Source organism: Pseudomonas sp. SP16.1 (assembly GCF_052682975.1).
Genome location: NZ_JBQYFZ010000001.1, coordinates 3,986,280 through 4,009,022, shown reverse-complemented (window position 1 = coordinate 4,009,022; position 22,743 = coordinate 3,986,280). Strand labels below are relative to the sequence as shown.

The following is a 22,743-nucleotide window of genomic DNA, read 5'->3' as shown; positions in this document are numbered from 1 at the left end:
TGCCCCGCGGGGGCCGGCTGGGCGAAAATGGCCGCCTTTTTCGCCCCCTTCATCAAGAAGCAGCCCCCGTAGGAGATTTGAGCGATGCCCAGCCGTCGTGAGCGAGCCAATGCCATTCGTGCCCTGAGCATGGATGCCGTGCAGAAAGCCAACAGCGGCCATCCCGGTGCCCCCATGGGCATGGCGGACATCGCCGAGGTGCTGTGGCGCGATTACCTCAAGCACAACCCGAGCAACCCGAGCTTCGCCGACCGCGACCGCTTCGTGCTGTCCAACGGCCACGGCTCGATGCTGATCTACTCGCTGCTGCACCTGACCGGCTACGACCTCGGCATCGACGACCTCAAGCAGTTCCGCCAGCTGCACAGCCGCACCCCGGGCCACCCGGAATACGGCTACACCCCGGGCGTCGAGACCACCACCGGCCCGCTCGGCCAGGGCATCGCCAACGCCGTCGGCTTCGCCATCGCCGAGAAGGTGCTGGGCGCGCAGTTCAACCGCGACGGCCACCAGATCGTCGACCACTTCACCTACGTGTTCCTCGGCGACGGCTGCATGATGGAAGGCATCAGCCATGAAGTCTGCTCGCTGGCCGGCACCCTGGGCCTGGGCAAGCTGGTCGCCTTCTACGACGACAACGGCATCTCCATCGACGGCGAGGTCGAGGGCTGGTTCACCGACGACACGCCCAAGCGCTTCGAGGCCTACGGCTGGCAGGTGATCCGCAACGTCGACGGCCACGACGCCGACGAGATCAAGATGGCCATCGACACCGCGCGCAAGAGCGCGGACCAGCCGACTTTGATCTGCTGCAAGACCACCATCGGCTTCGGCTCGCCGAACAAGCAGGGCAAGGAAGAGTGCCACGGCGCGCCGCTGGGCAATGACGAGATCGCCCTGACCCGCGCCGCCCTGGGCTGGAACCATGGCCCGTTCGAAGTCCCGGCCGAGATCTATGCCGAGTGGGACGCCAGGGAAGCCGGCGCCGCCGCCGAGGCCGAGTGGAACCAACGCTTCGCCAGCTACGCCGCCGCCTATCCCGAACTGGCCGCCGAGTTCAAGCGCCGTATCAAAGGCGAGCTGCCGGCCGACTTCGCCGAGAAGGCCGCCGCCTATATCAAGGATGTGGCCGAGAAGGGCGAGACCATCGCCAGCCGCAAGGCCAGCCAGAACGCGCTGAACGCCTTCGGCCCGCTGCTGCCGGAATTCCTCGGCGGCTCGGCGGACCTGGCCGGCTCCAACCTGACCCTGTGGAAAGGCTGCAAGGGCGTGACCGAAGAGGACGCGGCCGGCAACTACCTGTTCTACGGCGTGCGCGAGTTCGGCATGAGCGCGATCATGAACGGCATCGCCCTGCACGGCGGCTTCGTACCCTACGGCGCGACCTTCCTGATCTTCATGGAATACGCGCGCAACGCCGTGCGCATGTCGGCGCTGATGAAGCAGCGCGTGCTCTACGTGTTCACCCACGACTCCATCGGCCTCGGCGAGGACGGCCCGACCCACCAGCCGATCGAGCAGCTGGCCAGCCTGCGCGGCACGCCGAACCTCGATACCTGGCGTCCGTGCGACGCGGTGGAATCTGCCGTGGCCTGGAAATATGCGATCGAGCGCGCCGACGGTCCGTCCGCGCTGATCTTCAGCCGGCAGAACCTGCCGCACCAGACCCGCGACGCGCAGCAGCTGGGCGATATCGCTCGCGGCGCCTATGTGCTCAAGGACTGCGCCGGCGAGCCGGAGCTGATCCTGATCGCCACCGGCTCCGAGGTTGGCCTGGCCATGCAGGCCGCGGCCAAGCTGCAGGAGCAGGGCCGCCAGGTGCGCGTGGTGTCGATGCCTTCGACCAGCGTGTTCGACCAGCAGGACGCCGCCTACAAGCAGGCCGTGCTGCCGCTGCAGGTCGGCGCGCGCATCGCCATCGAGGCCTCGCACGCCGACTACTGGTACAAGTACGTCGGCCTGGAAGGTCGCATCATCGGCATGACCAGCTTCGGCGAATCGGCCCCGGCGCCGGCGCTGTTCGAGCACTTCGGCTTCACCGTCGAGAACATCGTCGCCACCGCCGAAGAGCTGCTGGACGCTTGATGCCGCGTGGTGGATGGCTACGACCATCCACCCTACGTGGTTCCACTCTCGCGTAGGGTGGAAAACCCGCGAAGCGGTTTTCCACCTGCAGGACCGACGAAGAACCTATGCCCAACGCCCGCCCCTATAGAGTCGCCCTCAACGGCTACGGCCGCATCGGCCGCTGTGTTCTGCGCGCGTTGCACGAGCGCGGCGCCGGGGCGAACCTGGAAATCGTCGCGCTCAACGATCTGGCCGATCAGGCCAGCATCGAGTACCTGACCCGGTTCGACTCCACCCACGGGCGTTTTCCCGGCGAGGTGAAGGTCGATGGCGACTGCCTGCATATCAACGGCGACTGCGTGAAGGTGCTGCGCCAGCGCGAGCCCGAGGCCATCGACTGGGCGGCGCTGGGCATCGACCTGCTGCTGGAGTGCTCCGGCGCCTACCACACCCGCGCCGATGGCCAGCGTTTCCTCGACGCCGGCGCGCCGCGGGTGCTGTTCTCCCAGCCCATGGCCGGCGAGACCGATATCGACGCCACGGTGGTCTACGGGGTCAACCAGGATTGCCTGAGCGGGCGCGAGCTGCTGGTATCCAACGCCTCCTGCACCACCAACTGCAGCGTGCCGCTGTTGAAACTTCTCGACGAGTCCGTGGGTCTGGAATACGTCTCCATTACCACCATCCACTCGGCGATGAACGACCAACCGGTGATCGATGCCTACCACCACGAAGATCTGCGCCGCACGCGCTCGGCCTTCCAGTCGGTGATTCCCGTCTCGACGGGCCTGGCGCGCGGCATCGAGCGTCTGCTGCCGGAGCTGGCCGGGCGTATCCAGGCCAAGGCCATCCGCGTGCCGACGGTCAACGTGTCCTGCCTCGACATCACCCTGCAGACCGCGCGCGACACCTCGGCAGAGGAGATCAACCGGGTGCTGCGCCAGGCCGCCGAAAGCGGCCCGCTCAAAGGGCTGCTGGCCTACACCGAGCTGCCGCACGCCAGCTGCGATTTCAACCACGACCCGCACTCGGCCATCGTCGACGGCAGCCAGACCCGCGTGTCCGGCCCGCGCCTGGTCAACCTGCTGGCCTGGTTCGACAACGAGTGGGGCTTCGCCAACCGCATGCTCGACGTCGCCGAACATTTCCTTTCCCTGACAAAAGCTTCCGTGAAGGACTGATGCCATGACCGTTCTGAAGATGACCGACCTCGACCTCGCCGGTAAGCGCGTGCTGATCCGCGAGGACCTCAACGTCCCGGTGAAGGACGGCGTGGTCAAGAGCGACGCCCGTATCCTCGCCTCCCTGCCGACCATCAAGCTGGCGCTGGAAAAGGGTGCGGCGGTGCTGGTCTGCTCGCACCTGGGCCGCCCCGAAGAAGGCGTGTACAGCGAGGAGGACAGCCTGGCGCCGGTGGCGGCCTACCTGAGCAAGGCCCTCGGCCGCGAGGTGCCGCTGGTCAAGGACTACCTGGACGGCGTCGACGTCGCCCCGGGCCAGCTGGTGCTGCTGGAAAACGTGCGCTTCAACAAGGGCGAGAAGAAGAACACCGACGAGCTGGCCCAGCAGTATGCCGCGCTGTGCGACGTATTCGTGATGGACGCCTTCGGCACCGCCCATCGCGCCCAGGGTTCTACCCACGGCGTGGCCAAGTTCGCCGAGGTGGCCTGCGCAGGTCCCTTGCTGGCCGCCGAGCTGGACGCCCTGGGCAAGGCCCTGGACAAGCCGGCCCGACCGATGCTGGCGATCGTCGCCGGCTCCAAGGTGTCGACCAAGCTCGACGTGCTCAACTCCCTGGCCGATATCTGCGACTCGCTGATCGTCGGTGGCGGCATCGCCAACACCTTCCTCGCCGCCGCCGGCCTGCCGGTGGGCAAGTCGCTGTACGAGGCCGACCTGGTCGACACCGCCCGCGCCATCGCGGCCAAGGTCAGCGTGCCGCTGCCGGTCGACGTGGTGGTGGCCAAGGCCTTCGCCGAAGACGCCGAAGCGACCGTCAAATCGGTCAAGGACGTGGCCGAGGACGACATGATCCTGGATATCGGCCCGCAGACCGCCGCGCAGTTCGCCGAGATGCTCAAAGCCTCGCAGACCATCCTGTGGAACGGCCCGGTCGGCGTGTTCGAGTTCGACCAGTTCGGCAACGGCACCAAGGCCTTGGCCCTGGCCATCGCCGAGAGCCCGGCGTTCTCCATCGCCGGCGGCGGCGACACCCTGGCGGCCATCGACAAGTACGGCGTGGCCGAAAGCATCTCCTACATTTCCACCGGCGGCGGTGCCTTCCTCGAGTTCGTCGAGGGCAAGGTGCTGCCGGCCGTCGAGGTGCTGGAGCAGCGCGCCAAGTAAGCCGCATTAAACCCTCGCGCGATTCGGTGGTCTGTTGAAGCTGGGATGACCGCACGAGGAGTCGCGCCATGGCCAGGTTCGCCGTATTGAGTTTGCTCGCTTTCGTCCTGGTTGGCTGCGCCGGCGGCGCTCGGGAGGAGGCCTGCGAGCTGCTCAGCCCGGCGCCGATCGAGCAGCCGACCACTCAGGACGATCGGCATATCGAACGGCAGAGCAGTGGCGATCCCACCGGCGCGGCGCCGGTGCAGGGATGCTGACAGGAGAGCGGGATGATCGACAGGGGTATCGCAGCGGCCGTGGTGGCCGTGCTGCTGGGCGGATGCAGCAGCCAGCCGCAGGCGCCGGATCGCTGGCAGCGCTGGGTCTGCGACAGCCAGGCCGAGCTGCAATGGCGTTTCGCCAATGGCGACTACGATCAGGTGGACCTGCGCCTGGGCGGCGACGATATCGTCTACCGCCTGAGCCAGGAGCCGGCGGCCTCGGGCGCCCTGTACAGCGACGGCCGGCTGTCCTTCCACAGCAAGGGCGAGGAAGGCCTGGTCTACTGGACCGAGACGGACGATCTGATCGGCCGCGGCTGCAAGGCACCGTAAAAGTGGCCCGGATGCAATTCGGGAGCGCCGGCCCGGCATGTTCCGGGCCAGAGATTGCAAGGCCTCGCCAGGTGCGAGGATCGGAATGAGGGCGACCCCTCATCCCGCGAAACTTGAACAACGCCGGCCCCTGCGGCAGGCTTGCACGATTAACGACCTCCAAACCGGGAGACAGTAACACCATGGCACTTATCAGCATGCGCCAGATGCTCGACCACGCCGCCGAATTCGGCTACGGCGTGCCGGCCTTCAACGTCAACAACCTCGAGCAGATGCGCGCCATCATGGAAGCCGCCGACAAGACCGATTCGCCGGTCATCGTCCAGGCCTCCGCTGGTGCCCGCAAGTACGCCGGTGCGCCCTTCCTGCGCCACCTGATCCTCGCCGCCATCGAAGAATTCCCACATATCCCGGTGTGCATGCACCAGGACCACGGCACCAGCCCGGACGTGTGCCAGCGCTCGATCCAGCTGGGTTTCAGCTCGGTGATGATGGACGGCTCGCTCAAGGAAGACGGCAAGACCCCGGCCGACTACGACTACAACGTGCGCGTCACCCAGCAGACCGTGGCCTTCGCCCATGCCTGCGGCGTGTCCGTGGAAGGCGAGCTGGGCTGCCTGGGCAGCCTGGAAACCGGCATGGCCGGCGAGGAAGACGGCGTCGGTGCCGAAGGCGTGCTGGACCACAGCCAGCTGCTGACCGACCCGGAAGAGGCCGCCGACTTCGTCAAGCGCACTCAGGTCGATGCCCTGGCCATCGCCATCGGCACCAGCCACGGCGCCTACAAGTTCACCAAGCCGCCGACCGGCGACGTGCTGTCGATCGAGCGCATCAAGGAAATCCATAAGCGCATCCCCAACACCCACCTGGTGATGCACGGCTCCTCCTCCGTGCCGCAGGAATGGCTGAAGGTGATCAACGAATTCGGCGGCGACATCAAGGAAACCTACGGCGTGCCGGTCGAGGAAATCGTCGAAGGCATCAAGCACGGCGTGCGCAAGGTCAACATCGACACCGACCTGCGCCTGGCCTCCACCGGCGCCATCCGCCGCATGATGGCCGAGCACCCGAGCGAGTTCGACCCGCGCAAGTTCTTCGCCAAGACCATCGAGGCCATGCGCGACATCTGCATCGCCCGCTACGAAGCCTTCGGCACCGCCGGCAATGCCTCCAAGATCAAGCCGATCTCCCTGGAAGGCATGTACAAGCGCTATGCCAGCGGCGAGCTGGCCGCCAAGGTCAACTGACGCCGACGCGACCGCCCGCGCGGCTCGCTCAAACAAACGCCGCGGCTCCTTATGGGGGCGCGGCGTTTTTTTGTCCGGCGCGCGGCGGCCATGCGAAATTCGGCATCCGCGGCGCCTCGCTGCAGCGCGCGGTGCGCCGAGGCTTTTCGTCGGCTGGATAAAATGCAGCAGGATCAAGGGCTTGTGCACAAATGCCGGGGATGGATCTGTGGATAAGCCGGGGGCGAAAGGCGCCGCGCCAGGGTTGGCGCGGCTTGGCGGCGGTTGGCTGTTTTCTGTTCAGCCGACTGGATTGGGCGCTTGGTGCGCGCGCCGCCCCGGGGTTGTCAATGCCCCGGAGAGTGCACGCCCTCGCTTCAGGTGCTCGGGCGTTTGCGCAGGTTCAGCCAGATATCCAGGCTGTAGACCGCCAGGCCCGCCCAGATGCAGGCGAAGGCCAGCAGGGTGCTGGGGGCGAAGTGCTCGTCGAACAACAGGATCGCCTGCAGCAGCACCAAAGTCGGCGCGATGTACTGCAGAAAGCCCAGGGTGGTGTAGGGCAGATGGCGCGCCGCGGCGTTGAAACACACCAGCGGCACCAGGGTGATGGGCCCGGCCGCCGCCAGCCACAGCGCCTCGCTACTCGTCCAGAAGCTCGCCTGGCTGCTCGCCGCCGCCGGGTGCAGAACCAGCCAGATCAGCGCCACCGGCAGCAGCAGCCAGGTTTCCACCACCAGGCCGGGCAGGGCGGCCACCGGCGCCTGCTTGCGGATCAGCCCGTAGAAGCCGAAGGTCAGCGCCAGCACCAGCGACACCCAGGGCAGGCTGCCTACCTGCCAGACCTGCTGCAGCACGCCCAGCGTGGCCAGGGCCACCGCCAGCCACTGCAGGTGGCGCAGGCGCTCGCCGAGAATCAGCAGGCCGAGCAGCACGTTGATCAGCGGGTTGATGTAGTAGCCCAGGCTGGCTTCGATCATTTGCCCGTTGTTCACCGCCCACACGTAGACCAGCCAGTTGGTCGCGATCAGCAGGCCGCAGCCGGCCAGCACCGCCAGGCGCCTGGGGTTGTCGCGCAGCTCGCGCCACCAGCCGGGATGTTTCCACACGAGCAGCAGCAGGCCGCCGCACAGCGCCGACCAGAGCACCCGATGGACGATGATCTCCAGCGCCGGCACGTTCTGCACGGCCTTGAAATAGAGCGGGAACAGACCCCAGATGATGTAGGCGGTAAGGCCGAGGAGATACCCGCGTCGCGGGTTGGCGGTGGCCATCGGAAATCCTTGATTAGGCAGCTAACGGTAACCGCGAAATTCTAGTCCCCGGGCGCCGGGCTTGTCTGGTCGTTCAGGTTTGCTCCGTGGCAGGGCGCCGGGAAAGTCGTAAGGCAAACTTTACGCGCCGCAGGCAACTGTACCGGTCGCGGCCTGCTAGTGGGCAAGGGTTTGTCGCGCACCTCTGTAGGCGCCGGCTTGCCGGCGATGGAGTGCCAAGCCGATCGCCGGGGCATGCCTCAGAACAGCCGCAGCGGTTCCTCGTCCAGCGCCGCCAACTGTTCGCGCAGCGACAGGATCTGGTCGCCCCAGTAGCGTTCGCCGGCGAACCAGGGGAAGGCCAGGGGAAAGGCCGGGTCGTCCCAGCGCCGGGCGATCCAGGCACTGTGATGCATCAGGCGCAGCGCGCGCAGGCCTTCGATCAGCGGTAGCTCGCGAGCGGCGAAGTCATGGAACTCCCGATAGCCGTCGACCAGTTCGGCGAGCTGGCCGAGGCGCTCGTGGCGCTCGCCGGCCAGCATCATCCACAGATCCTGCACCGCCGGCCCCATGCGGCAGTCGTCGAGATCGACCATGTGGAAGGTTTCGTCGCGGTATAGCAGATTGCCCGGGTGGCAGTCGCCGTGCAGGCGGATCGGTTGGTAGCGCACCTCGGCGAACAGCCGATCGAGGCGGGCGAGCAGGTCGCGCGCCACCGATTCGTAGGCCGGCAGCAGGCTGCGCGGGACGAAACCGCCTTCGAGCAGGCTGGCCAGCGAGGCGTGGCCGAAGTTGTCCACCGCCAGGGTCTCGCGATGCACGAAGGGGCGGCTGGCGCCGATCGCATGCATCCGGCCGAGCAGTTGGCCGAGGCGGTACAGCTGATCGAGATTGCCCGGCTCCGGCGCACGCCCGCCGCGGCGGGGGAACAGGGCGAAGCGGAAACCGCCGTGCTCGAACAGCGTCTCGCCGTCGCGCTCGAGCGGCGCCACCACCGGCACCTCGTGTTCGGCCAGCTCGAAGCTGAAACCGTGCTCTTCGCGAATCGCCGCATCGCTCCAGCGGCCCGGCCGGTAGAACTTGGCGATCAGTGGCGTTTCGCCCTCGATGCCCACCTGATAGACGCGATTCTCGTAGCTGTTCAGCGCCAGCACGCGGGCGTCGCTGAGGTAGCCGAGGCTCTCCACGGCATCGAGCACCAGGTCGGGAGTGAGGGTGGAAAAGGGATGGCTCATGAACGGCTCCGCTGGCGTGGGCGCACAGTGTAGCGGGTTCCGCCATCGCCGATCCTGCGGGTTGCGCCCTTGCCCGGTAGCCCGGATGAAATCCGGGGCATGTCGCACGGCCGATGGAACATCCGCGGATCTGAGCCGCGCTGCTGCCGTCAACCGCCCGCTAAACCTGGGTGCCGAGCAGTACCTGGCTGGCGGCGAACTGCGCGCGTACCGGATCGCCCGCGCGCAGGCCCAGCTGCGCCAGGCGCTCGGGCTCGACCAGGGCGCACAGGGTCTGGCCGCTGGCCAGGCCGATACGCACCTCGCTGGGGCCGTCGGGCGCCGCCAGGATCTGCTCGATCCAGCCTTCCAGGGCATTGCGCGAGGCATCAATCGTGTCGGACAAGGGCTGCAGCTCCAGCCAGCCGGCCTTGATCAGCGCCACCACGCCCGCGCCCGGACCCAGCTCGAGTTTCTCCGTGCTGTCGCGGGTGATCTGCGCGCGGATCAGCGCGCCGCCCGGCAGCTCCACTTCGACCAGGTCGTTGCGGCCCTGTGGCTGGATCGACCTGACCCGCCCACCCAGCTGGTTGCGCGCGCTGGTGCGCAGCATCAGGCGACCGAGCAGTTGCAGGTCGGCGTCGTCCTCGGCGGCCTGCAGCAGCTGCGCCTGCATGGCCTGCAGGCGCCGATGCAGCAGCAGCAGGCGCTCGCCGGCGGGGGTCAGACGTGCCCCGCCGCCGCCCTTGCCACCGACGCTGCGGCTGACCAGCGGCTGCTCGGCCAGGTTGTTCAGCTCGTCGATGGCGTCCCAGGCTGCCTTGTAGCTGAGCCCGGCGGCCTTGGCCGCACGGGTGATCGAGCCCTGCGCGGCGATCTGCTCGAGCAGGGCCAGGCGCTGCGGACGGCGGCTGAGGAGTTGGGCAAGCGGGTCGAGCTGGGTCATGGTGCGGGCGGGCAGCGGATGATGAGCGGCACGGTGCGCGAGGCCGACCGGCACGTCAAGTCAGGCGTCGCCCGGGCGCGGGGTGCGCGCCAGGCAGTAGACGTCGACCCGCGCGGCGCCGGCGCGGCGCAGCAGGCGGGCGAGGGTGCCGGCGGTGGCGCCGGTGGTCAGCACGTCGTCGACCAGTGCCAGGTGGCCTCCGCCGACCTCGGCTGCGGGAGCCAGGGCGAATGCCTGGCGCAGGTTGCGCTTGCGCGTGGCGGCATCCAGGCCCTGCTGCGCCGGGGTCTCCATGCGCCGCTCCAGCCAGTCGCCGTGTACCGGCAGCTGCAGGCCGGCGCCGAGCCAGTCGGCGAGCATCTGCGCCTGGTTGAAGCCGCGCCGGCGCTGGCGTCGCCGCGCCAAGGGCACCGGCAGCAGCGCCTGCGGGCGCGGCAGGCCCTCGTCATAGGCGTGCTGCAGGTGCTCGGCCAGCAGCTCGGCGAGCAGGCGGCCATGCGGCCACTGGCCCTGGTGCTTGAAGCGGGTGATCAGGTTGTCGACCGGGAAGGTGTAGCGCCAGGGCGCTTCCACGCGGGCAAAGCTCGGCGGCTTGTTCTGGCAGGCGCCACAGATCAGGCCATGGGCTGGCAGCGGTACTGCGCAGACCCGGCAGTGCGGTCCGAGCCAAGGGAGTTCGGTTTCGCAGGCGCTGCAGATGGCGTGCCGGGGATTGTCCGCGGGCTCGTCGCAGAGTTGGCACTGGCGGTGCGGCCGCAGCCAGGCGGGGCGTTTGAGGAACATGGCGGCTCGTCCTTGAGCGAAAGCCCTGAGCCTAGCCCGGGCTCAGCGGATCAGCCAGCCCATCACCACCAGGCCGAGCAGCAGCCAGATCAGCCCGCCGATGATGGAGCGGCGCAGCAGGGCGCGCACGCCCTTGTAGAGAAACAGCAGACCGATGACCAGCAGGATCAGGCTGAAGATTGATACGTCCATGCCGATGGCACGGGCCAGGCCCTGGAGGAATGCGTCGATGGCATCGGCCACAGCGCCCAGGGCGCCGGACAGCATGTCGACGACGAAGCGGATGGCGCGGCCCAGGGCATGGCCAAGCCCTTCGAAAAAACCTTCTACCTGCATGCAAGGGTCCTGTTGGGGGAATAGGCGGTTGGCAAGATGCCATGATGGAAGTTCGGGCTGGTTGATAAATGATCAGATGTTGACTCGTGTCTTTTTCCGGGTTGACAGCATCCAACCGGCACATATGATGGCCTGAGCCTGAACGCCCCAAGCGGGCCCGACAACAGACGTCGACAAGCGTCGAAGGATTCCTCGATGAGTGCAACCGCAGCAACCCCCACCCGCCACGACTGGTCGCTGGCCGAAGTCCGCGCGCTGTTCGAACAGCCGTTCAACGACCTGCTGTTCCAGGCGCAGACGGTGCACCGCGCGCACTTCGATGCCAATCGCGTGCAGGTTTCCACGCTGCTGTCGATCAAGACCGGCGCCTGCCCGGAAGACTGCAAGTACTGCCCGCAGTCCGGCCACTACAACACTGGCCTGGACAAGGAAAAACTGATGGAGGTGCAGAAGGTGCTGGAGGCCGCCGCCGAGGCCAAGGCCATCGGCTCCACCCGCTTCTGCATGGGCGCGGCGTGGAAGCACCCGTCCGCCAAGGACATGCCCTACGTGCTGAAGATGGTCGAGGGCGTGAAGGCCCTCGGCCTGGAGACCTGCATGACCCTGGGCAAGCTGGACAAGGAACAGACCCTGGCCCTGGCCGCCGCGGGCCTGGACTACTACAACCACAACCTGGACACCTCGCCGGAGTTCTACGGCAACATCATCACCACCCGCACCTACGCCGAGCGCCTGGAAACCCTGGCCCACGTGCGCGAGGCGGGGATGAAGATCTGCTCCGGCGGCATCCTCGGCATGGGCGAGTCGCTCGACGACCGCGCAGGACTCCTGATCCAGCTGGCCAACCTGCCGGAGCACCCGGAGAGCGTGCCGATCAACATGCTGGTGAAGGTCAAGGGCACCCCCCTGGCCGAGGAGAAGGACGTCGATCCGTTCGATTTCATCCGCATGCTGGCCGTGGCGCGGATCATGATGCCCAAGTCGCACGTGCGCCTGTCCGCCGGCCGCGAGGCGATGAACGAGCAGATGCAGGCCCTGGCCTTTATGGCCGGCGCCAACTCGATCTTCTACGGCGAGAAGCTGCTGACCACCGGCAACCCGCAGGCGGACAAGGACATGCAGCTGTTCGCCCGTCTCGGTATCAAGCCGGAGGAGCGCGAGGAACACGCCGACGAAGTGCACCAGGCCGCCATCGAGCAGGCCCTGGTCGAGCAGCGCGACTCCAAGCTGTTCTATAACGCCGCCTCGGCCTAAACCGCTGTTTGTGTAGGAGCCGGCTTGCTGGCGATTGCCGTTGATCGCCGAGAGGTCGGAGCGCGGCAAGCCGGCTCCTACAGGGTATGCCTATGTCTTTCGATCTTGCCTCCCGCCTCGCCGAGCGCCAGGCCGCCGATCTGTTTCGCCAGCGGCCCCTGCTGGAGAGTCCGCAGGCACCCGAGGTGCTGGTCGATGGCCAGCGCCTGCTGGCCTTTTGCTCCAACGACTACCTCGGCCTGGCCAATCATCCCGAAGTGATCCGCGCCCTGCAGCAGGGCGCGCAGAAGTGGGGCGTCGGTGGCGGCGCCTCGCACCTGGTGATCGGCCACAGCACGCCGCACCACGAGCTGGAGGAGACGCTGGCCGAGTTCACCGGGCGGCCGCGCGCGCTGTTGTTCTCCACCGGCTACATGGCCAATCTCGCCGCCGTCACCGCACTGGTCGGGCAGGGCGACAGCGTGCTGGAGGACCGCCTCAACCACGCCTCGCTGCTGGATGCCGGCCTGCTGTCGGGGGCGCGCTTCTCGCGCTATCTGCACAACGATGCGGTGAGCCTGGCCAATCGCCTGCGCAAGGCCGGCGGCAACTGCCTGGTGGTGACCGATGGCGTGTTCAGCATGGACGGCGACCTGGCCGATCTGCCGGCGCTGTGCGCCGAGGCGCGACTCAAGGACGCCTGGGTGATGGTCGACGACGCCCATGGCTTTGGCCCGCTGGGTGCCACCGGCGGCGGCATCGTCGAACACTTCGGCCTGGGCCTGGACGAGGTGCAGGTGCTGGTCGGCACCCTGGGCAAGGCGTTTGGCACGGCGGGCGCCTTCGTCGCCGGCAGCGAGGAGCTGATCGAGACCCTGATCCAGTTCGCCCGCCCCTATATCTACACCACCAGCCAGCCGCCGGCAGTGGCCTGCGCCACCCTGAAAAGCCTGCAGCTGCTGCGTAGCGAAGGCTGGCGCCGCGAGCATCTGAACAAGCTGATCGCGCGCTTCCGTGCCGGCGCCGCCGAGATCGGCCTGAGCCTGATGGATAGCCCGACGCCGATCCAACCGATCCTGGTCGGCGACAGCGCGCGCGCCCTGCGGCTGTCGGCGCTGCTCAAGGAGCGCGGCCTGCTGGTCGGCGCCATCCGCCCGCCCACCGTGCCGGTCGGCAGCGCGCGGCTGCGCGTGACCCTGTCGGCGGCGCACAGCGAGGCGCAGCTGGAACTGCTGCTCGAGGCGCTGGCCGAGTGCTGGCCGCAGGTGCGTGGCGATGACTGAACGACTGATCCTGCTGCCCGGCTGGGGCCTGGATGGCGCCGTGCTGCAGCCGCTGGCCGAGGCCCTGGGCGGCGAATTGCAGGTGCAGATCGCCGCATTGCCGGTGCTGACGTCGGCCGCTCCCTCCGATTGGCTGGACGAGCTGGACGCGCGACTGCCGGATGATTGTTGGCTGGTTGGCTGGTCGCTCGGCGGCATGCTCGCCACCGCGCTGGCGGCGCGCCGCGGCGCGCGCTGCCGGGGGCTTATCGGCCTGGCCAGCAACGCACGCTTCGTCGCGAGCGACGCCTGGCCGCAGGCGATGCCAGCCGACACCTATGCGACCTTCTATGAGGGCTGCGCGCACAACGCCGGTGCCACCCTCAAGCGTTTCGCCATGCTCTGCGCCCAGGGCGGCACGGATGCACGCGGCCTGTCGCGCCTGTTGCAGGCCAATCTGCTGGCCAGCGAGCCCTCGCTGCTGTCCGGGCTGCGGGTACTGGCGAGCCTGGACAACCGCGCGGCGCTGGCCGCCTTCGCCGGGCCGCAACTGCACCTGCTGGCCGAGCAGGATGCCCTGGTGCCTGCGGCAGTCGCCGATGATCTGCTGGCCCTGCTGCCAAGCGGCGAGGTGGATGTGGTGGAAGACTGCGGCCACGCCTTCGTCCTGGAACAGCCGCAGGCCCTGGCGGCGCTGCTGCTCGACTTTATCCGCGAGGCCAACGATGACGACGCGTAGGGGCCTGGCTTGCCTCCATGGGATGCCGAGCTCGCGTAGGGTGCGCTGCGCGCACCAGATCCCGGAAACCCAGGATGCGCACGGCTCAACCCAGGGCGGGGGCCGCTTATGAGCGAGCACGCCCAGCCCGGCGGCCTGCCGGACAAGCGCCAGGTCGCGGCCTCCTTTTCCCGGGCGGCGGACAGCTACGACGCGGTGGCCGAGCTGCAGCGCAGCGTCGGCGCGCAGCTGCTCGAACGCCTGCCGGCGTCGCTGCAACCGGCGCGCTGGCTGGATCTGGGCTGCGGCACCGGGTATTTCACCCGCGCGCTGGCCGCACGCTTCGCCCGGAGCGAGGGGCTGGCCGTGGATATCGCCGCGGGCATGCTGCGCCACGCCCGGCCGTTGGGCGGCGCGGCGCACTTCGTCGCCGGCGACGCCGAGGCGCTGCCGCTGCAGGCAGGCAGCGTCGATTTGCTGTTTTCCAGCCTGGCGCTGCAGTGGTGCGCCGATTTCCCGCAGGTGCTCAGCGAGGCGGCGCGGGTGCTGCGCCCAGGCGGCGTGCTGGCCTTTTCCAGCCTGTGCGTCGGTACCCTGCAGGAGCTGCGCGATAGCTGGCAGGCGGTGGACGGCTTCGTCCACGTCAACCGCTTTCGCCGCTTCGAGGACTACCAGCGCCTGTGCGCCGCCAGCGAGCTGCAGCTGCTGAGCCTGCAGCGCCAGGCCGAGGTACTGCATTTCCCCGACCTGCGCAGCCTGACCGCCTCGCTCAAGGACCTCGGCGCGCACAACCTCAACCCGGGGCGCCCGGGCGGGCTGACCGGTCGGGCACGGATCCGCGCGCTGATCGAGGCCTACGAGGCGTTCCGCCGGCCCGAGGGTTTGCCGGCCACCTATCAGGTGGTCTATGGCGTATTGAGCAAACCCCACTAAGGACGTTTCGCGGCGCGGCAGGGCGCGCTCGGATACCGCACAGAGGAAAGCAATATGACTCACGCCTACTTCGTCACCGGAACGGACACGGAAATCGGCAAGACCACCATCGCCGCCGGCTTGCTGCACGCCGCCCGGCTGCGTGGCCTGAGCACCGCGGCGGCCAAGCCGGTGGCCTCCGGCTGCGTGATGAGCGCAGACGGCCTGCGCAACGACGATGCCCTGGCCCTGCTCGGCGAATGCTCGCTGGCGCTGCGCTACGAGGAGGTCAATCCGCTGGCGTTCGCCCCGGCCATCGCCCCGCATCTGGCGGCGCGCGAGGCCGGGGTGTCGCTGGATGTGGCCAGTCTGCTCGGTCCGGTGCGCGCGATCCTGGCCAAGGGCGCGGATTTTTCCCTGGTGGAAGGCGCCGGCGGCTGGCGCGTGCCGCTGGCCGGTGGCGAGAACCTCTCCGATCTGGCCGTGGCCCTGGGCCTGCCGGTGATCCTGGTGGTCGGCGTGCGCCTGGGCTGCATCAACCACGCCGTACTCAGCATGGAGGCCATCGAGCGCGACGGCCTGCGCCTGGCCGGCTGGGTGGCCAATGTCGTCGATGCGCAGACCTCGCGTCTGGAGGAAAACCTCGCCACCCTCGCCGACCGCCTGGCGGCGCCCTGCCTGGGGCGCGTGCCGCGTCTGGCCCAGGCAACCCCGGCGGCGGTGGCGGCGCATCTGGATCTCGATCGGCTGGTGCGCCGGTAATAAGCGGTTGGCCGATCATAGCCTTTTGCCTGTACGGTTTTTAGCCTGTTTCTGCTTCAATACCGGCCACTAGGTTCTAATCGCGCCGGGAGCTGCCGATGGAAATCTCCGCCAATGCATTCAACTCGGGTCTGAGCGGCATTCAGGCCGGGCAGCGGCGTGTCGAACAGGCAGCCAGCGAGATCGCCAGCAACGCGGTCACCCCGCCGCAGGGCCAGACTCCGCAACAGAATCAGGTCGATCCGGCGCCGCAGGCCGCCGAACGGACTCGCCCCGACCTGGCGCAAAGCCTGGTCGGCCTGCGCGTCGGCGAGAACGAGGTGCGCGCCAGCGCCCGAGTGGTGGCAACCGCCGACGAGGTGCTGGGCACCCTGATCGATACCCGCGCCTAGGTAATTCCAGCCCGGCCGCGGATGCGGCCAGCTGCGGGGCAGGAGGGAGCATATGCAGATCGGCAACAGCCTGCCATCGTTCGCCCCCGCGCCGCCCGTCGCGCCGGCCCGGCCACTCTCGGCCGATGTGTCCCCCGATATCGCTCGCGCCGATCAGCCGCCCGCAACCCCGATGCAGGAGGCGCAGGCCGACTCCTCCGCTTCCGGGCGCGAGGAAGCGGATCGCTCGCCCACAGACGGGCGTGCCGGCGAAAGCGCGCCCAGTGCACAGCAGCAACGTCTCGAACAGCTGGAAATCGCCGAGCTGAGCCAACGTGACCGCGAAGTGCGCGCCCACGAGCAGGCCCATGCCGCGGTGGGTGGGCAGTACGCCGGGGCGCCCAGCTACAGCTTCAAGCGTGGCCCGGACGGCCAGCGCTACGCCGTCTCCGGCGAAGTCAGCATCGACACCGCCCCCGTGCCCAACGATCCCGAAGCCACCCTGCGCAAGATGGAGGTCATCCAGCGCGCCGCGCTGGCGCCGGCTGAACCGTCGGCCCAGGACCGGCGCCTGGCCGCTCAGGCCCAGGCGCAGGCGGTTCAGGCGCGGGTGGAACTGGCCGAGCTGCGCCGCGAGGAGGCCGTCGCCGCGGCCGAGGCACGGCAGACGCGCGAAGAGGCCCGACGCGGCGAGGAGCAAGCACCCGCGCGGGAGCGGCAGTCCCGGCCGGCCGCGCCTAGTCTTGATCTGTATCGGCGTCTGGGCGAGTCGCCGACGCCGGACTCGCGCATCGATCTGCTCGCGTAACGGGCCGATTGCCAGCGCTTGACAAGGGGTTGGCGTAAACGTATGTTTCAAACGCCTGTTTGATTGCTTCGGCCGCAGCCTGGTGGCCAGGCAGCCGGGAGTGATCCCGAGAGCGACCGCCAAAGCCGGTCACCCCAACTACTAGGAATCCACCGCAGAGGTTTACCGTTATGCCTGACTACAAGGCCCCCTTGCGTGACATTCGTTTCGTTCGTGACGAGCTGCTGGGCTACGAAGCTCACTACCAGAGCCTGCCAGGTTGCCAGGACGCCACTCCGGACATGGTCAACGCCATCCTCGAGGAAGGCGCCAAGTTCTGCGAGCAGGTGCTGTCGCCGCTGAACCGTGTGGGTGACACCGAAGGCTGCACCTGGAGCGAATCCGGCGTGAAGACCCCGACCGGCTTCAAAGAGGCCTATCAGCAGTTCGTCGAAGGCGGCTGGCCGAGCCTGGCGCATGACGTCGAGCACGGCGGCCAGGGCCTGCCGGAATCCCTTGGCCTGGCCATCAGCGAGATGGTCGGTTCGGCCAACTGGTCCTGGGGCATGTACCCCGGCCTGTCCCACGGTGCGATGAACACCCTGAGCGCCCACGGCACCGACGAGCAGAAGCACACCTACCTGACCAAGCTGGTGTCCGGCGAGTGGACCGGCACCATGTGCCTGACCGAGCCGCATTGCGGCACCGACCTGGGCATGCTGCGCACCAAGGCCGAACCGCAGGCCGACGGCAGCTACAAGGTCACCGGCACCAAGATCTTCATCTCCGCTGGTGAGCACGACATGGCCGACAACATCGTCCATATCGTCCTGGCCCGCCTGCCCGATGCGCCGGCCGGTACCAAGGGTATCTCGCTGTTCATCGTGCCGAAGTTCCTGCCCAATGCCGAAGGCGGCGTAGGCGAGCGCAACGCCGTTTCCTGTGGCTCGATCGAGCACAAGATGGGCATCCACGGCAACGCCACCTGCGTGATGAACTTCGATGGCGCCACCGGCTTCCTGATCGGCCCGGCCAACAAGGGCCTGAACTGCATGTTCACCTTCATGAACACCGCTCGTCTGGGTACCGCGCTGCAAGGCCTTGCCCACGCCGAAGTCGGCTTCCAGGGTGGCATCAAGTACGCTCGCGAGCGTCTGCAGATGCGTTCGTTGACTGGCCCGAAAGCGCCGGAAAAAGCCGCTGACCCGATCATCGTGCATCCGGACGTGCGTCGCATGCTGCTGACTATGAAGGCCTTCGCCGAAGGCAATCGCGCCATGGTCTACTTCACCGCCAAGCAGGTCGACATCGTTCAGCACAGCCAGAACGAAGAAGAGAAGAAAGCCGCCGACGAACTGCTGGCTTTCCTGACTCCGATCGCCAAGGCCTTCATGACCGAAGTGGGCTTCGAGGCCGCTTCCCACGGCATGCAGATCTACGGTGGCCACGGCTTCATCAGCGAGTGGGGCATGGAGCAGAACCTGCGTGACTGCCGCATCTCGATGATGTACGAAGGCACCACCGGCGTGCAGGCGCTCGACCTGCTGGGCCGCAAGGTGCTGATGACCCAGGGCGGTGCGCTGAAGAACTTCACCAAGATCGTGCACAAGTTCTGCCAGGCCAACGAAGCCAACGACGCCGTCAAGGAGTTCGTCGAGCCGCTGGCCAAGCTGAACAAGGAGTGGGGCGACCTCACCATGAAGATCGGCATGGCGGCGATGAAGGATCGCGAGGAAGTCGGTGCCGCTTCGGTGGACTACCTGATGTACTCCGGCTACGCCTGCCTGGCCTACTTCTGGGCCGACATGGCGCGCCTGGCTGCCGAGAAGCTGGCTGCCGGTACTGACGACGAGGCTTTCTACAAGGCCAAGCTGCAGACCGCGCGCTTCTACTTTGCGCGCATCCTGCCGCGTACCCGCGCGCACGTCGAAGCCATGCTGTCCGGCGCCGGCAACCTGATGGAGATGGACGAAGAGCACTTCGCCCTCGGTTTCTAAGCCGCGCCGTCAGTTGAAAGCCGCTGCCCTGCGAGGGGCAGCGGCTTTTTTCGTTGGCAGGCTGTCGCAACCATTGGCTGGCCACCAGGCAGCACCCGCGAACCCCGCGGAGGAGCCTTGCCTCGCGGCGAAACGATCGCAGCGATTGCACAGGGCCGGCGCTGTGCACGGCATTCGCCGCGGGGCGCGGCTGCTACGAAAGCATCACCATCCGGAACCGGGCAGCGCTTTTCTATTGCTCATCCGGGGCTTGCCTGGCGGGTGCAAATGGCCATCATGGCCTAGTCTATGTGGGATGGATGTTTCGCTGCGTCCGACCCTCGTCACCTGCCCCCAGGAGCTCGCCTTGATTCGTCAGGCCGCGCTGCGTATCGGTCACTTCCTGCCGCCGTTGCTGCTGCTCGGTGGCGGCATGCTGGTCGGCGGTGTGGGGCAGCTCAGCGAGTTCTTCGTCTCGCTGTTCAACGTGCTGCCGACCCTGTTGCTGCTGCTCGGCGGCGTCTTTTGCCTGGGTTACGGTCGCCAGCGCGAGCTGTTTTTGCTGCTGGTGGTGTACATCGCCTACTTTCTGCTGGACACCCAGATCGATCACTTCCGCGACCACGGTCAGGTGCGCGAGGACGCGGTGCTGGTGTTCCACCTGGTCTGCCTGCTCCTGCCGCTGCTGTTCGCCGTCTACGGCAGCTGGGAGGAGCGTTCGCACCTGGCTCAGGATTTGCTCGCCCGCGGCGCCGTACTGCTGGTGGCGAGCGCGCTGGTGTTCGGCCTGGCGCGCCGTTATCCGCAGGGCATGGCCGAATGGCTGGCGGCGATCCACTGGCCCGGCCTGCACGCCAGCTGGATGAACCTCGCGCAGCTGGCCTATCCACTGTTCCTGCTGGCCATCGTCGCCCTCCTGGTGCAATACCTGTATCGACCGCGGCCGTTGCATGCGGCGCAGCTCGTCGCCTTGCTCGGCCTGCTGTGGATGCTGCCGCTGGTATTCATCCTGCCCCATGTGCTGCAGGTGATGAGCAGCCTGGCGATGCTCATGCTGGTTGCCGCGGTGGCTCACGAGGCCTATCAGATGGCCTTTCGCGACGATCTCACCGGCTTGCCGGGACGCCGGGCGCTGAATGAGCGGCTGCACCGACTCGGCAGCCACTACGTGATCGCCATGGTCGATATCGACCATTTCAAGAAGTTCAACGACACCCACGGCCACGACGTCGGCGACCAGGTGCTGCGCCTGGTCGCCAGCCAGCTGTGCCGGGTCGGTGGCGGCGGCAAGGCCTATCGCTACGGCGGTGAAGAATTCACCCTGCTGTTTCCCGGCAAGAGCCTCGAACAGTGCCAGCCCTATCTCGAGGCAGTGCGCCAGGCCATCGAACACTACCCGTTGCAGCTGCGCGACAAGAACAGCCGGCCGCGCGACGATCGCCTGGGTAGGCAGCGTCGAGCCGACAAGGGCGCGGGCGAAGCGTCGGTAACCGTCAGCATGGGGGTGGCCGAGCGCCAGGCCGTCCAGCGTAGCGCCGAGGCCGTGATCAAGGCTGCGGACCAGGCGCTCTACAGTGCCAAGGGCGCTGGGCGCAACTGCATCCGCAGCGCCGGCCAGCGCCGCGGCGCCGTCAGGCTGGTTGCCGGGCGCGAATAGTCGTGCCGGCAGACGAGCGGTAATGCCCGTGGTTGGCGGGTTTTCGCTGGCCTTCGCCAATCAGATGGTTAATGACTTTTAGTGAATAAGCGGTCACAACACGACCCTATGTGTCTATAAAGTTGTTCAAGTAAACTCGGAATCCTCACGTAACTCCGTTTTCCGAGGATGTGCCATGGCCGATTACCAAGCCCCCCTGCGCGACATGCGCTTCGTGCTCAATGAAGTCTTCGAAGTCTCCAAGCTCTGGGCCGAGCTGCCGGCCCTGGCCGAGGTGGTCGATGCCGATACCGCCAGCGCCATCCTCGAAGAAGCCGGCAAGGTCACCGCCGGCAGCATCGCGCCACTGAACCGCAGCGGTGACGAGGAAGGCTGCAGCTGGACCGCCGGCGCGGTGAAGACCCCGGCCGGCTTCCCCGAGGCCTACCGCACCTACGCCGAAGGCGGCTGGGTCGGCGTCGGCGGCTCGCCGGAGTTCGGCGGCATGGGCATGCCCAAGGTGATCGGCGCTCAGGTCGAGGAGATGGTCAACTCGGCCAATCTGTCCTTCGGCCTGTACCCGATGCTGACCGCCGGCGCCTGCCTGTCGATCCTCAACCACGCCAGCGAAGAGCTGAAGCAGCAGTACCTGCCGAACATGTACGCCGGCGTCTGGGCCGGCTCCATGTGCCTGACCGAGCCGCACGCCGGCACCGATCTCGGCATCATCCGCACCCGCGCCGAGCCGCAGGCCGATGGCAGCTACAAGATCAGCGGCACCAAGATCTTCATCACCGGTGGCGAGCACGACCTGACCGAGAACATCATCCACCTGGTGCTGGCCAAGCTGCCGGACGCGCCGGCTGGCCCGAAAGGCATCTCGCTGTTCCTGGTGCCCAAGGTGATGGTGGGTGCCGACGGTTCGCTGGGCGCGAAGAACTCGCTGGGCTGCGGCTCGATCGAGCACAAGATGGGCATCAAGGCCTCCGCCACCTGCGTGATGAACTTCGACGGCGCCACCGGTTATCTGGTCGGCGAAGTGAACAAGGGCCTGGCGGCCATGTTCACCATGATGAACTACGAGCGCCTGGGCGTCGGCATCCAGGGCCTGGCCCTGGGCGAGCGCAGCTACCAGAACGCGGTGGAGTACGCCCGCGAGCGTATCCAGAGCCGTGCTCCGACCGGCCCCGTGGCCCAGGACAAAGCCGCCGACCCGATCATCGTGCATCCGGACGTGCGCCGCATGCTGCTGACCATGAAGGCGCTGAACGAGGGCGGCCGCGCCTTCTCCAGCTACGTCGCCATGCAACTGGACACCGCCAAGTACAGCCAGGACGCCGCCGTGGCCAAGCGCGCCGAGGAACTGGTGGCGCTGCTGACCCCGGTGGCCAAGGCCTTCCTTACCGACATGGGCCTGGAAACCACGGTGCACGGCCAGCAGATCTTCGGCGGCCACGGCTTCATCCGCGAGTGGGGCCAGGAGCAACTGGTGCGCGACTGCCGCATCACCCAGATTTACGAAGGCACCAACGGCATCCAGTCGCTGGACCTGATGGGGCGCAAGATCGTCGGCAGCGGCGGCAGCTATTACAAGCACCTGGCCGACGAGATCAAGGCCTTCGTCGCCGGCGCCGATGCCTCGCTGGCCGAGTTCACCCAGCCGCTGGCCGCGGCGGTGGCCAACCTCGACGAGCTGACCGCCTGGGTGCTGGACCGCGGCAAGGGCAACCCCAACGAGATCGGCGCCGCCTCGGTGGAGTACCTGCAGGTGTTCGGCTACACCGCCTATGCCTATATGTGGGCCTTGATGGCGCGGGCCGCGCTGGGCAAGGAAGGCCAGGACGAGTTCTACGCCAGCAAGCTGGGCACCGCGCGCTTCTACTTCGCCCGCCTGCTGCCGCGCATCCACTCGCTCACCGCCTCGGTCAAGGCCGGTAGCGAGAGCCTGTACCTGCTCGACGCCGCGCAGTTCTAAGAACCTATCCACGATCTGCTGCGCGTCGGCCCTACTGCGTTTAAAACAGGCTCGGAATGCTCATGTACAAAAGTACAGTCGCCCGCGACTCCGACCGTTCCTCGCCTGTTTTTGCCTTGTAGTGCTCTAGCTCGCGAGATCGTGCACAGGTTCTACGCTCGAGCAACACCCGCAAGCCCCGGCCCCAGTGCCGGGGCTTTTGCGTTTTCGCCCCCTGGTGCGCCGCGCACACCAGGCCCATCGCCAATTTGTCGCTGCTAACGCTAAAAATCCTATGCCCCCCGGCGGCTGCCCCGCAGGCCGCGGGCTTGGCGTGCCTGCAGCTTTTTCCTCGCCAGCGACGACAAAAA

General features: G+C 67.5%; 21 protein-coding genes. 16 read left to right on the top strand and 5 right to left on the bottom strand.

The window, feature by feature from the left end; genetic code table 11:
- Window positions 1–84: 84 nt before the first annotated feature.
- The 6 genes from tkt to fba all read left to right on the top strand — a co-directional run bounded on the left by tkt (window position 85) and on the right by fba (window position 6,253).
- Window positions 85–2,085, top strand: a complete 2,001-nt coding sequence (gene tkt / locus ACUTAF_RS18950; RefSeq protein WP_445581425.1) for a transketolase — start codon at window positions 85–87, stop codon at window positions 2,083–2,085.
- A 107-nt stretch (window positions 2,086–2,192) separates the two neighbouring features.
- The gene (epd, locus tag ACUTAF_RS18945; protein ID WP_445581424.1) at window positions 2,193–3,248 is read left to right on the top strand and encodes an erythrose-4-phosphate dehydrogenase; all 1,056 of its coding nucleotides are present in this window, start codon (window positions 2,193–2,195) and stop codon (window positions 3,246–3,248) included.
- 4 nt (window positions 3,249–3,252) lie between these two features.
- On the top strand, window positions 3,253–4,413 hold the full coding sequence (locus ACUTAF_RS18940; protein ID WP_445581423.1) for a phosphoglycerate kinase: 1,161 nt from the start codon (window positions 3,253–3,255) through the stop codon (window positions 4,411–4,413).
- A gap of 68 nt (window positions 4,414–4,481) precedes the next feature.
- A complete protein-coding gene (locus ACUTAF_RS18935) occupies window positions 4,482–4,670 on the top strand; it encodes a hypothetical protein (protein ID WP_445581422.1) in 189 nt (62 codons plus the stop codon).
- 12 nt (window positions 4,671–4,682) lie between these two features.
- Entirely contained in the window at window positions 4,683–5,006 is a 324-nt protein-coding gene (locus ACUTAF_RS18930; RefSeq protein WP_445581421.1) for an MliC family protein, read from the top strand.
- 182 nt (window positions 5,007–5,188) lie between these two features.
- Window positions 5,189–6,253 carry a class II fructose-bisphosphate aldolase gene (fba, locus tag ACUTAF_RS18925; RefSeq protein ID WP_445581420.1) on the top strand — a complete coding sequence of 355 codons (1,065 nt, stop codon included), beginning with the start codon at window positions 5,189–5,191 and terminating at the stop codon, window positions 6,251–6,253.
- Window positions 6,254–6,609: 356 nt separating this feature from the next.
- Here fba and rarD read toward each other — a convergent pair whose 3' ends face one another.
- From rarD to ACUTAF_RS18900, 5 genes are all read right to left on the bottom strand, one after another.
- The gene (gene rarD, locus ACUTAF_RS18920) at window positions 6,610–7,503 is read right to left on the bottom strand and encodes an EamA family transporter RarD (protein ID WP_445581419.1); all 894 of its coding nucleotides are present in this window, start codon (window positions 7,501–7,503) and stop codon (window positions 6,610–6,612) included.
- A 239-nt stretch (window positions 7,504–7,742) separates the two neighbouring features.
- Window positions 7,743–8,717 carry a serine/threonine protein kinase gene (locus ACUTAF_RS18915; protein ID WP_445581418.1) on the bottom strand — a complete coding sequence of 325 codons (975 nt, stop codon included), beginning with the start codon at window positions 8,715–8,717 and terminating at the stop codon, window positions 7,743–7,745.
- Window positions 8,718–8,877: 160 nt separating this feature from the next.
- Window positions 8,878–9,642 carry a TOBE domain-containing protein gene (locus tag ACUTAF_RS18910; protein WP_445581417.1) on the bottom strand — a complete coding sequence of 255 codons (765 nt, stop codon included), beginning with the start codon at window positions 9,640–9,642 and terminating at the stop codon, window positions 8,878–8,880.
- Window positions 9,643–9,702: 60 nt separating this feature from the next.
- Window positions 9,703–10,425: a ComF family protein gene (locus ACUTAF_RS18905; RefSeq protein WP_445581416.1), complete on the bottom strand. Its 723-nt coding sequence runs from the start codon at window positions 10,423–10,425 to the stop codon at window positions 9,703–9,705.
- A 42-nt stretch (window positions 10,426–10,467) separates the two neighbouring features.
- Window positions 10,468–10,761, bottom strand: coding sequence for a hypothetical protein (locus ACUTAF_RS18900; protein WP_445581415.1), 294 nt, complete (start codon window positions 10,759–10,761; stop codon window positions 10,468–10,470).
- 195 nt (window positions 10,762–10,956) lie between these two features.
- Between ACUTAF_RS18900 and bioB the strand changes: the two genes are divergently transcribed.
- The 10 genes from bioB (at window position 10,957) to ACUTAF_RS18850 (ending at window position 22,393) form a co-directional block, all read left to right on the top strand.
- Window positions 10,957–12,015: a biotin synthase BioB gene (bioB, locus tag ACUTAF_RS18895; protein WP_445581414.1), complete on the top strand. Its 1,059-nt coding sequence runs from the start codon at window positions 10,957–10,959 to the stop codon at window positions 12,013–12,015.
- 92 nt (window positions 12,016–12,107) lie between these two features.
- Entirely contained in the window at window positions 12,108–13,277 is a 1,170-nt protein-coding gene (gene bioF, locus ACUTAF_RS18890) for an 8-amino-7-oxononanoate synthase (RefSeq protein ID WP_445581413.1), read from the top strand.
- Complete coding sequence (locus ACUTAF_RS18885; RefSeq protein ID WP_445581412.1) at window positions 13,270–13,995, top strand: alpha/beta fold hydrolase; 726 nt, start codon at window positions 13,270–13,272, stop codon at window positions 13,993–13,995. Before bioF ends, ACUTAF_RS18885 begins: the two co-directional genes overlap by 8 nt.
- 108 nt (window positions 13,996–14,103) lie before the next feature.
- Entirely contained in the window at window positions 14,104–14,907 is an 804-nt protein-coding gene (gene bioC, locus ACUTAF_RS18880; protein WP_445581411.1) for a malonyl-ACP O-methyltransferase BioC, read from the top strand.
- Between the two features lie 54 nt (window positions 14,908–14,961).
- A complete protein-coding gene (bioD, locus tag ACUTAF_RS18875) occupies window positions 14,962–15,648 on the top strand; it encodes a dethiobiotin synthase (protein WP_445581410.1) in 687 nt (228 codons plus the stop codon).
- A 98-nt stretch (window positions 15,649–15,746) separates the two neighbouring features.
- The gene (locus ACUTAF_RS18870) at window positions 15,747–16,040 is read left to right on the top strand and encodes a hypothetical protein (RefSeq protein ID WP_445581409.1); all 294 of its coding nucleotides are present in this window, start codon (window positions 15,747–15,749) and stop codon (window positions 16,038–16,040) included.
- 52 nt (window positions 16,041–16,092) lie between these two features.
- Complete coding sequence (locus tag ACUTAF_RS18865) at window positions 16,093–16,827, top strand: putative metalloprotease CJM1_0395 family protein (protein WP_445581408.1); 735 nt, start codon at window positions 16,093–16,095, stop codon at window positions 16,825–16,827.
- A 170-nt stretch (window positions 16,828–16,997) separates the two neighbouring features.
- Entirely contained in the window at window positions 16,998–18,803 is a 1,806-nt protein-coding gene (locus ACUTAF_RS18860) for a phenylacyl-CoA dehydrogenase (protein WP_445581407.1), read from the top strand.
- A 346-nt stretch (window positions 18,804–19,149) separates the two neighbouring features.
- Complete coding sequence (locus ACUTAF_RS18855; protein WP_445581406.1) at window positions 19,150–20,439, top strand: GGDEF domain-containing protein; 1,290 nt, start codon at window positions 19,150–19,152, stop codon at window positions 20,437–20,439.
- Window positions 20,440–20,614: 175 nt separating this feature from the next.
- Window positions 20,615–22,393, top strand: coding sequence for an acyl-CoA dehydrogenase C-terminal domain-containing protein (locus tag ACUTAF_RS18850; protein ID WP_445581405.1), 1,779 nt, complete (start codon window positions 20,615–20,617; stop codon window positions 22,391–22,393).
- Window positions 22,394–22,743 lie beyond the last annotated feature (350 nt).

Excerpts from the sequence above, each read along its gene's own strand:
- ACUTAF_RS18900 (WP_445581415.1), bottom strand. The coding sequence starts at position 10,761 with ATGCAGGTAGAAGGTTTTTTCGAAGGGCTTGGCCATGCCCTGGGCCGC.
- rarD (WP_445581419.1), bottom strand. The coding sequence starts at position 7,503 with ATGGCCACCGCCAACCCGCGACGCGGGTATCTCCTCGGCCTTACCGCC.
- bioD (WP_445581410.1), top strand. The coding sequence starts at position 14,962 with ATGACTCACGCCTACTTCGTCACCGGAACGGACACGGAAATCGGCAAG.
- bioB (WP_445581414.1), top strand. The coding sequence starts at position 10,957 with ATGAGTGCAACCGCAGCAACCCCCACCCGCCACGACTGGTCGCTGGCC.
- ACUTAF_RS18905 (WP_445581416.1), bottom strand. The coding sequence starts at position 10,425 with ATGTTCCTCAAACGCCCCGCCTGGCTGCGGCCGCACCGCCAGTGCCAA.
- bioC (WP_445581411.1), top strand. The coding sequence starts at position 14,104 with ATGAGCGAGCACGCCCAGCCCGGCGGCCTGCCGGACAAGCGCCAGGTC.
- ACUTAF_RS18870 (WP_445581409.1), top strand. The coding sequence starts at position 15,747 with ATGGAAATCTCCGCCAATGCATTCAACTCGGGTCTGAGCGGCATTCAG.
- bioF (WP_445581413.1), top strand. The coding sequence starts at position 12,108 with ATGTCTTTCGATCTTGCCTCCCGCCTCGCCGAGCGCCAGGCCGCCGAT.
- ACUTAF_RS18885 (WP_445581412.1), top strand. The coding sequence starts at position 13,270 with ATGACTGAACGACTGATCCTGCTGCCCGGCTGGGGCCTGGATGGCGCC.
- ACUTAF_RS18935 (WP_445581422.1), top strand. The coding sequence starts at position 4,482 with ATGGCCAGGTTCGCCGTATTGAGTTTGCTCGCTTTCGTCCTGGTTGGC.
- ACUTAF_RS18860 (WP_445581407.1), top strand. The coding sequence starts at position 16,998 with ATGCCTGACTACAAGGCCCCCTTGCGTGACATTCGTTTCGTTCGTGAC.
- ACUTAF_RS18850 (WP_445581405.1), top strand. The coding sequence starts at position 20,615 with ATGGCCGATTACCAAGCCCCCCTGCGCGACATGCGCTTCGTGCTCAAT.
- ACUTAF_RS18915 (WP_445581418.1), bottom strand. The coding sequence starts at position 8,717 with ATGAGCCATCCCTTTTCCACCCTCACTCCCGACCTGGTGCTCGATGCC.
- ACUTAF_RS18930 (WP_445581421.1), top strand. The coding sequence starts at position 4,683 with ATGATCGACAGGGGTATCGCAGCGGCCGTGGTGGCCGTGCTGCTGGGC.
- fba (WP_445581420.1), top strand. The coding sequence starts at position 5,189 with ATGGCACTTATCAGCATGCGCCAGATGCTCGACCACGCCGCCGAATTC.
- ACUTAF_RS18865 (WP_445581408.1), top strand. The coding sequence starts at position 16,093 with ATGCAGATCGGCAACAGCCTGCCATCGTTCGCCCCCGCGCCGCCCGTC.
- epd (WP_445581424.1), top strand. The coding sequence starts at position 2,193 with ATGCCCAACGCCCGCCCCTATAGAGTCGCCCTCAACGGCTACGGCCGC.
- ACUTAF_RS18940 (WP_445581423.1), top strand. The coding sequence starts at position 3,253 with ATGACCGTTCTGAAGATGACCGACCTCGACCTCGCCGGTAAGCGCGTG.
- tkt (WP_445581425.1), top strand. The coding sequence starts at position 85 with ATGCCCAGCCGTCGTGAGCGAGCCAATGCCATTCGTGCCCTGAGCATG.
- ACUTAF_RS18910 (WP_445581417.1), bottom strand. The coding sequence starts at position 9,642 with ATGACCCAGCTCGACCCGCTTGCCCAACTCCTCAGCCGCCGTCCGCAG.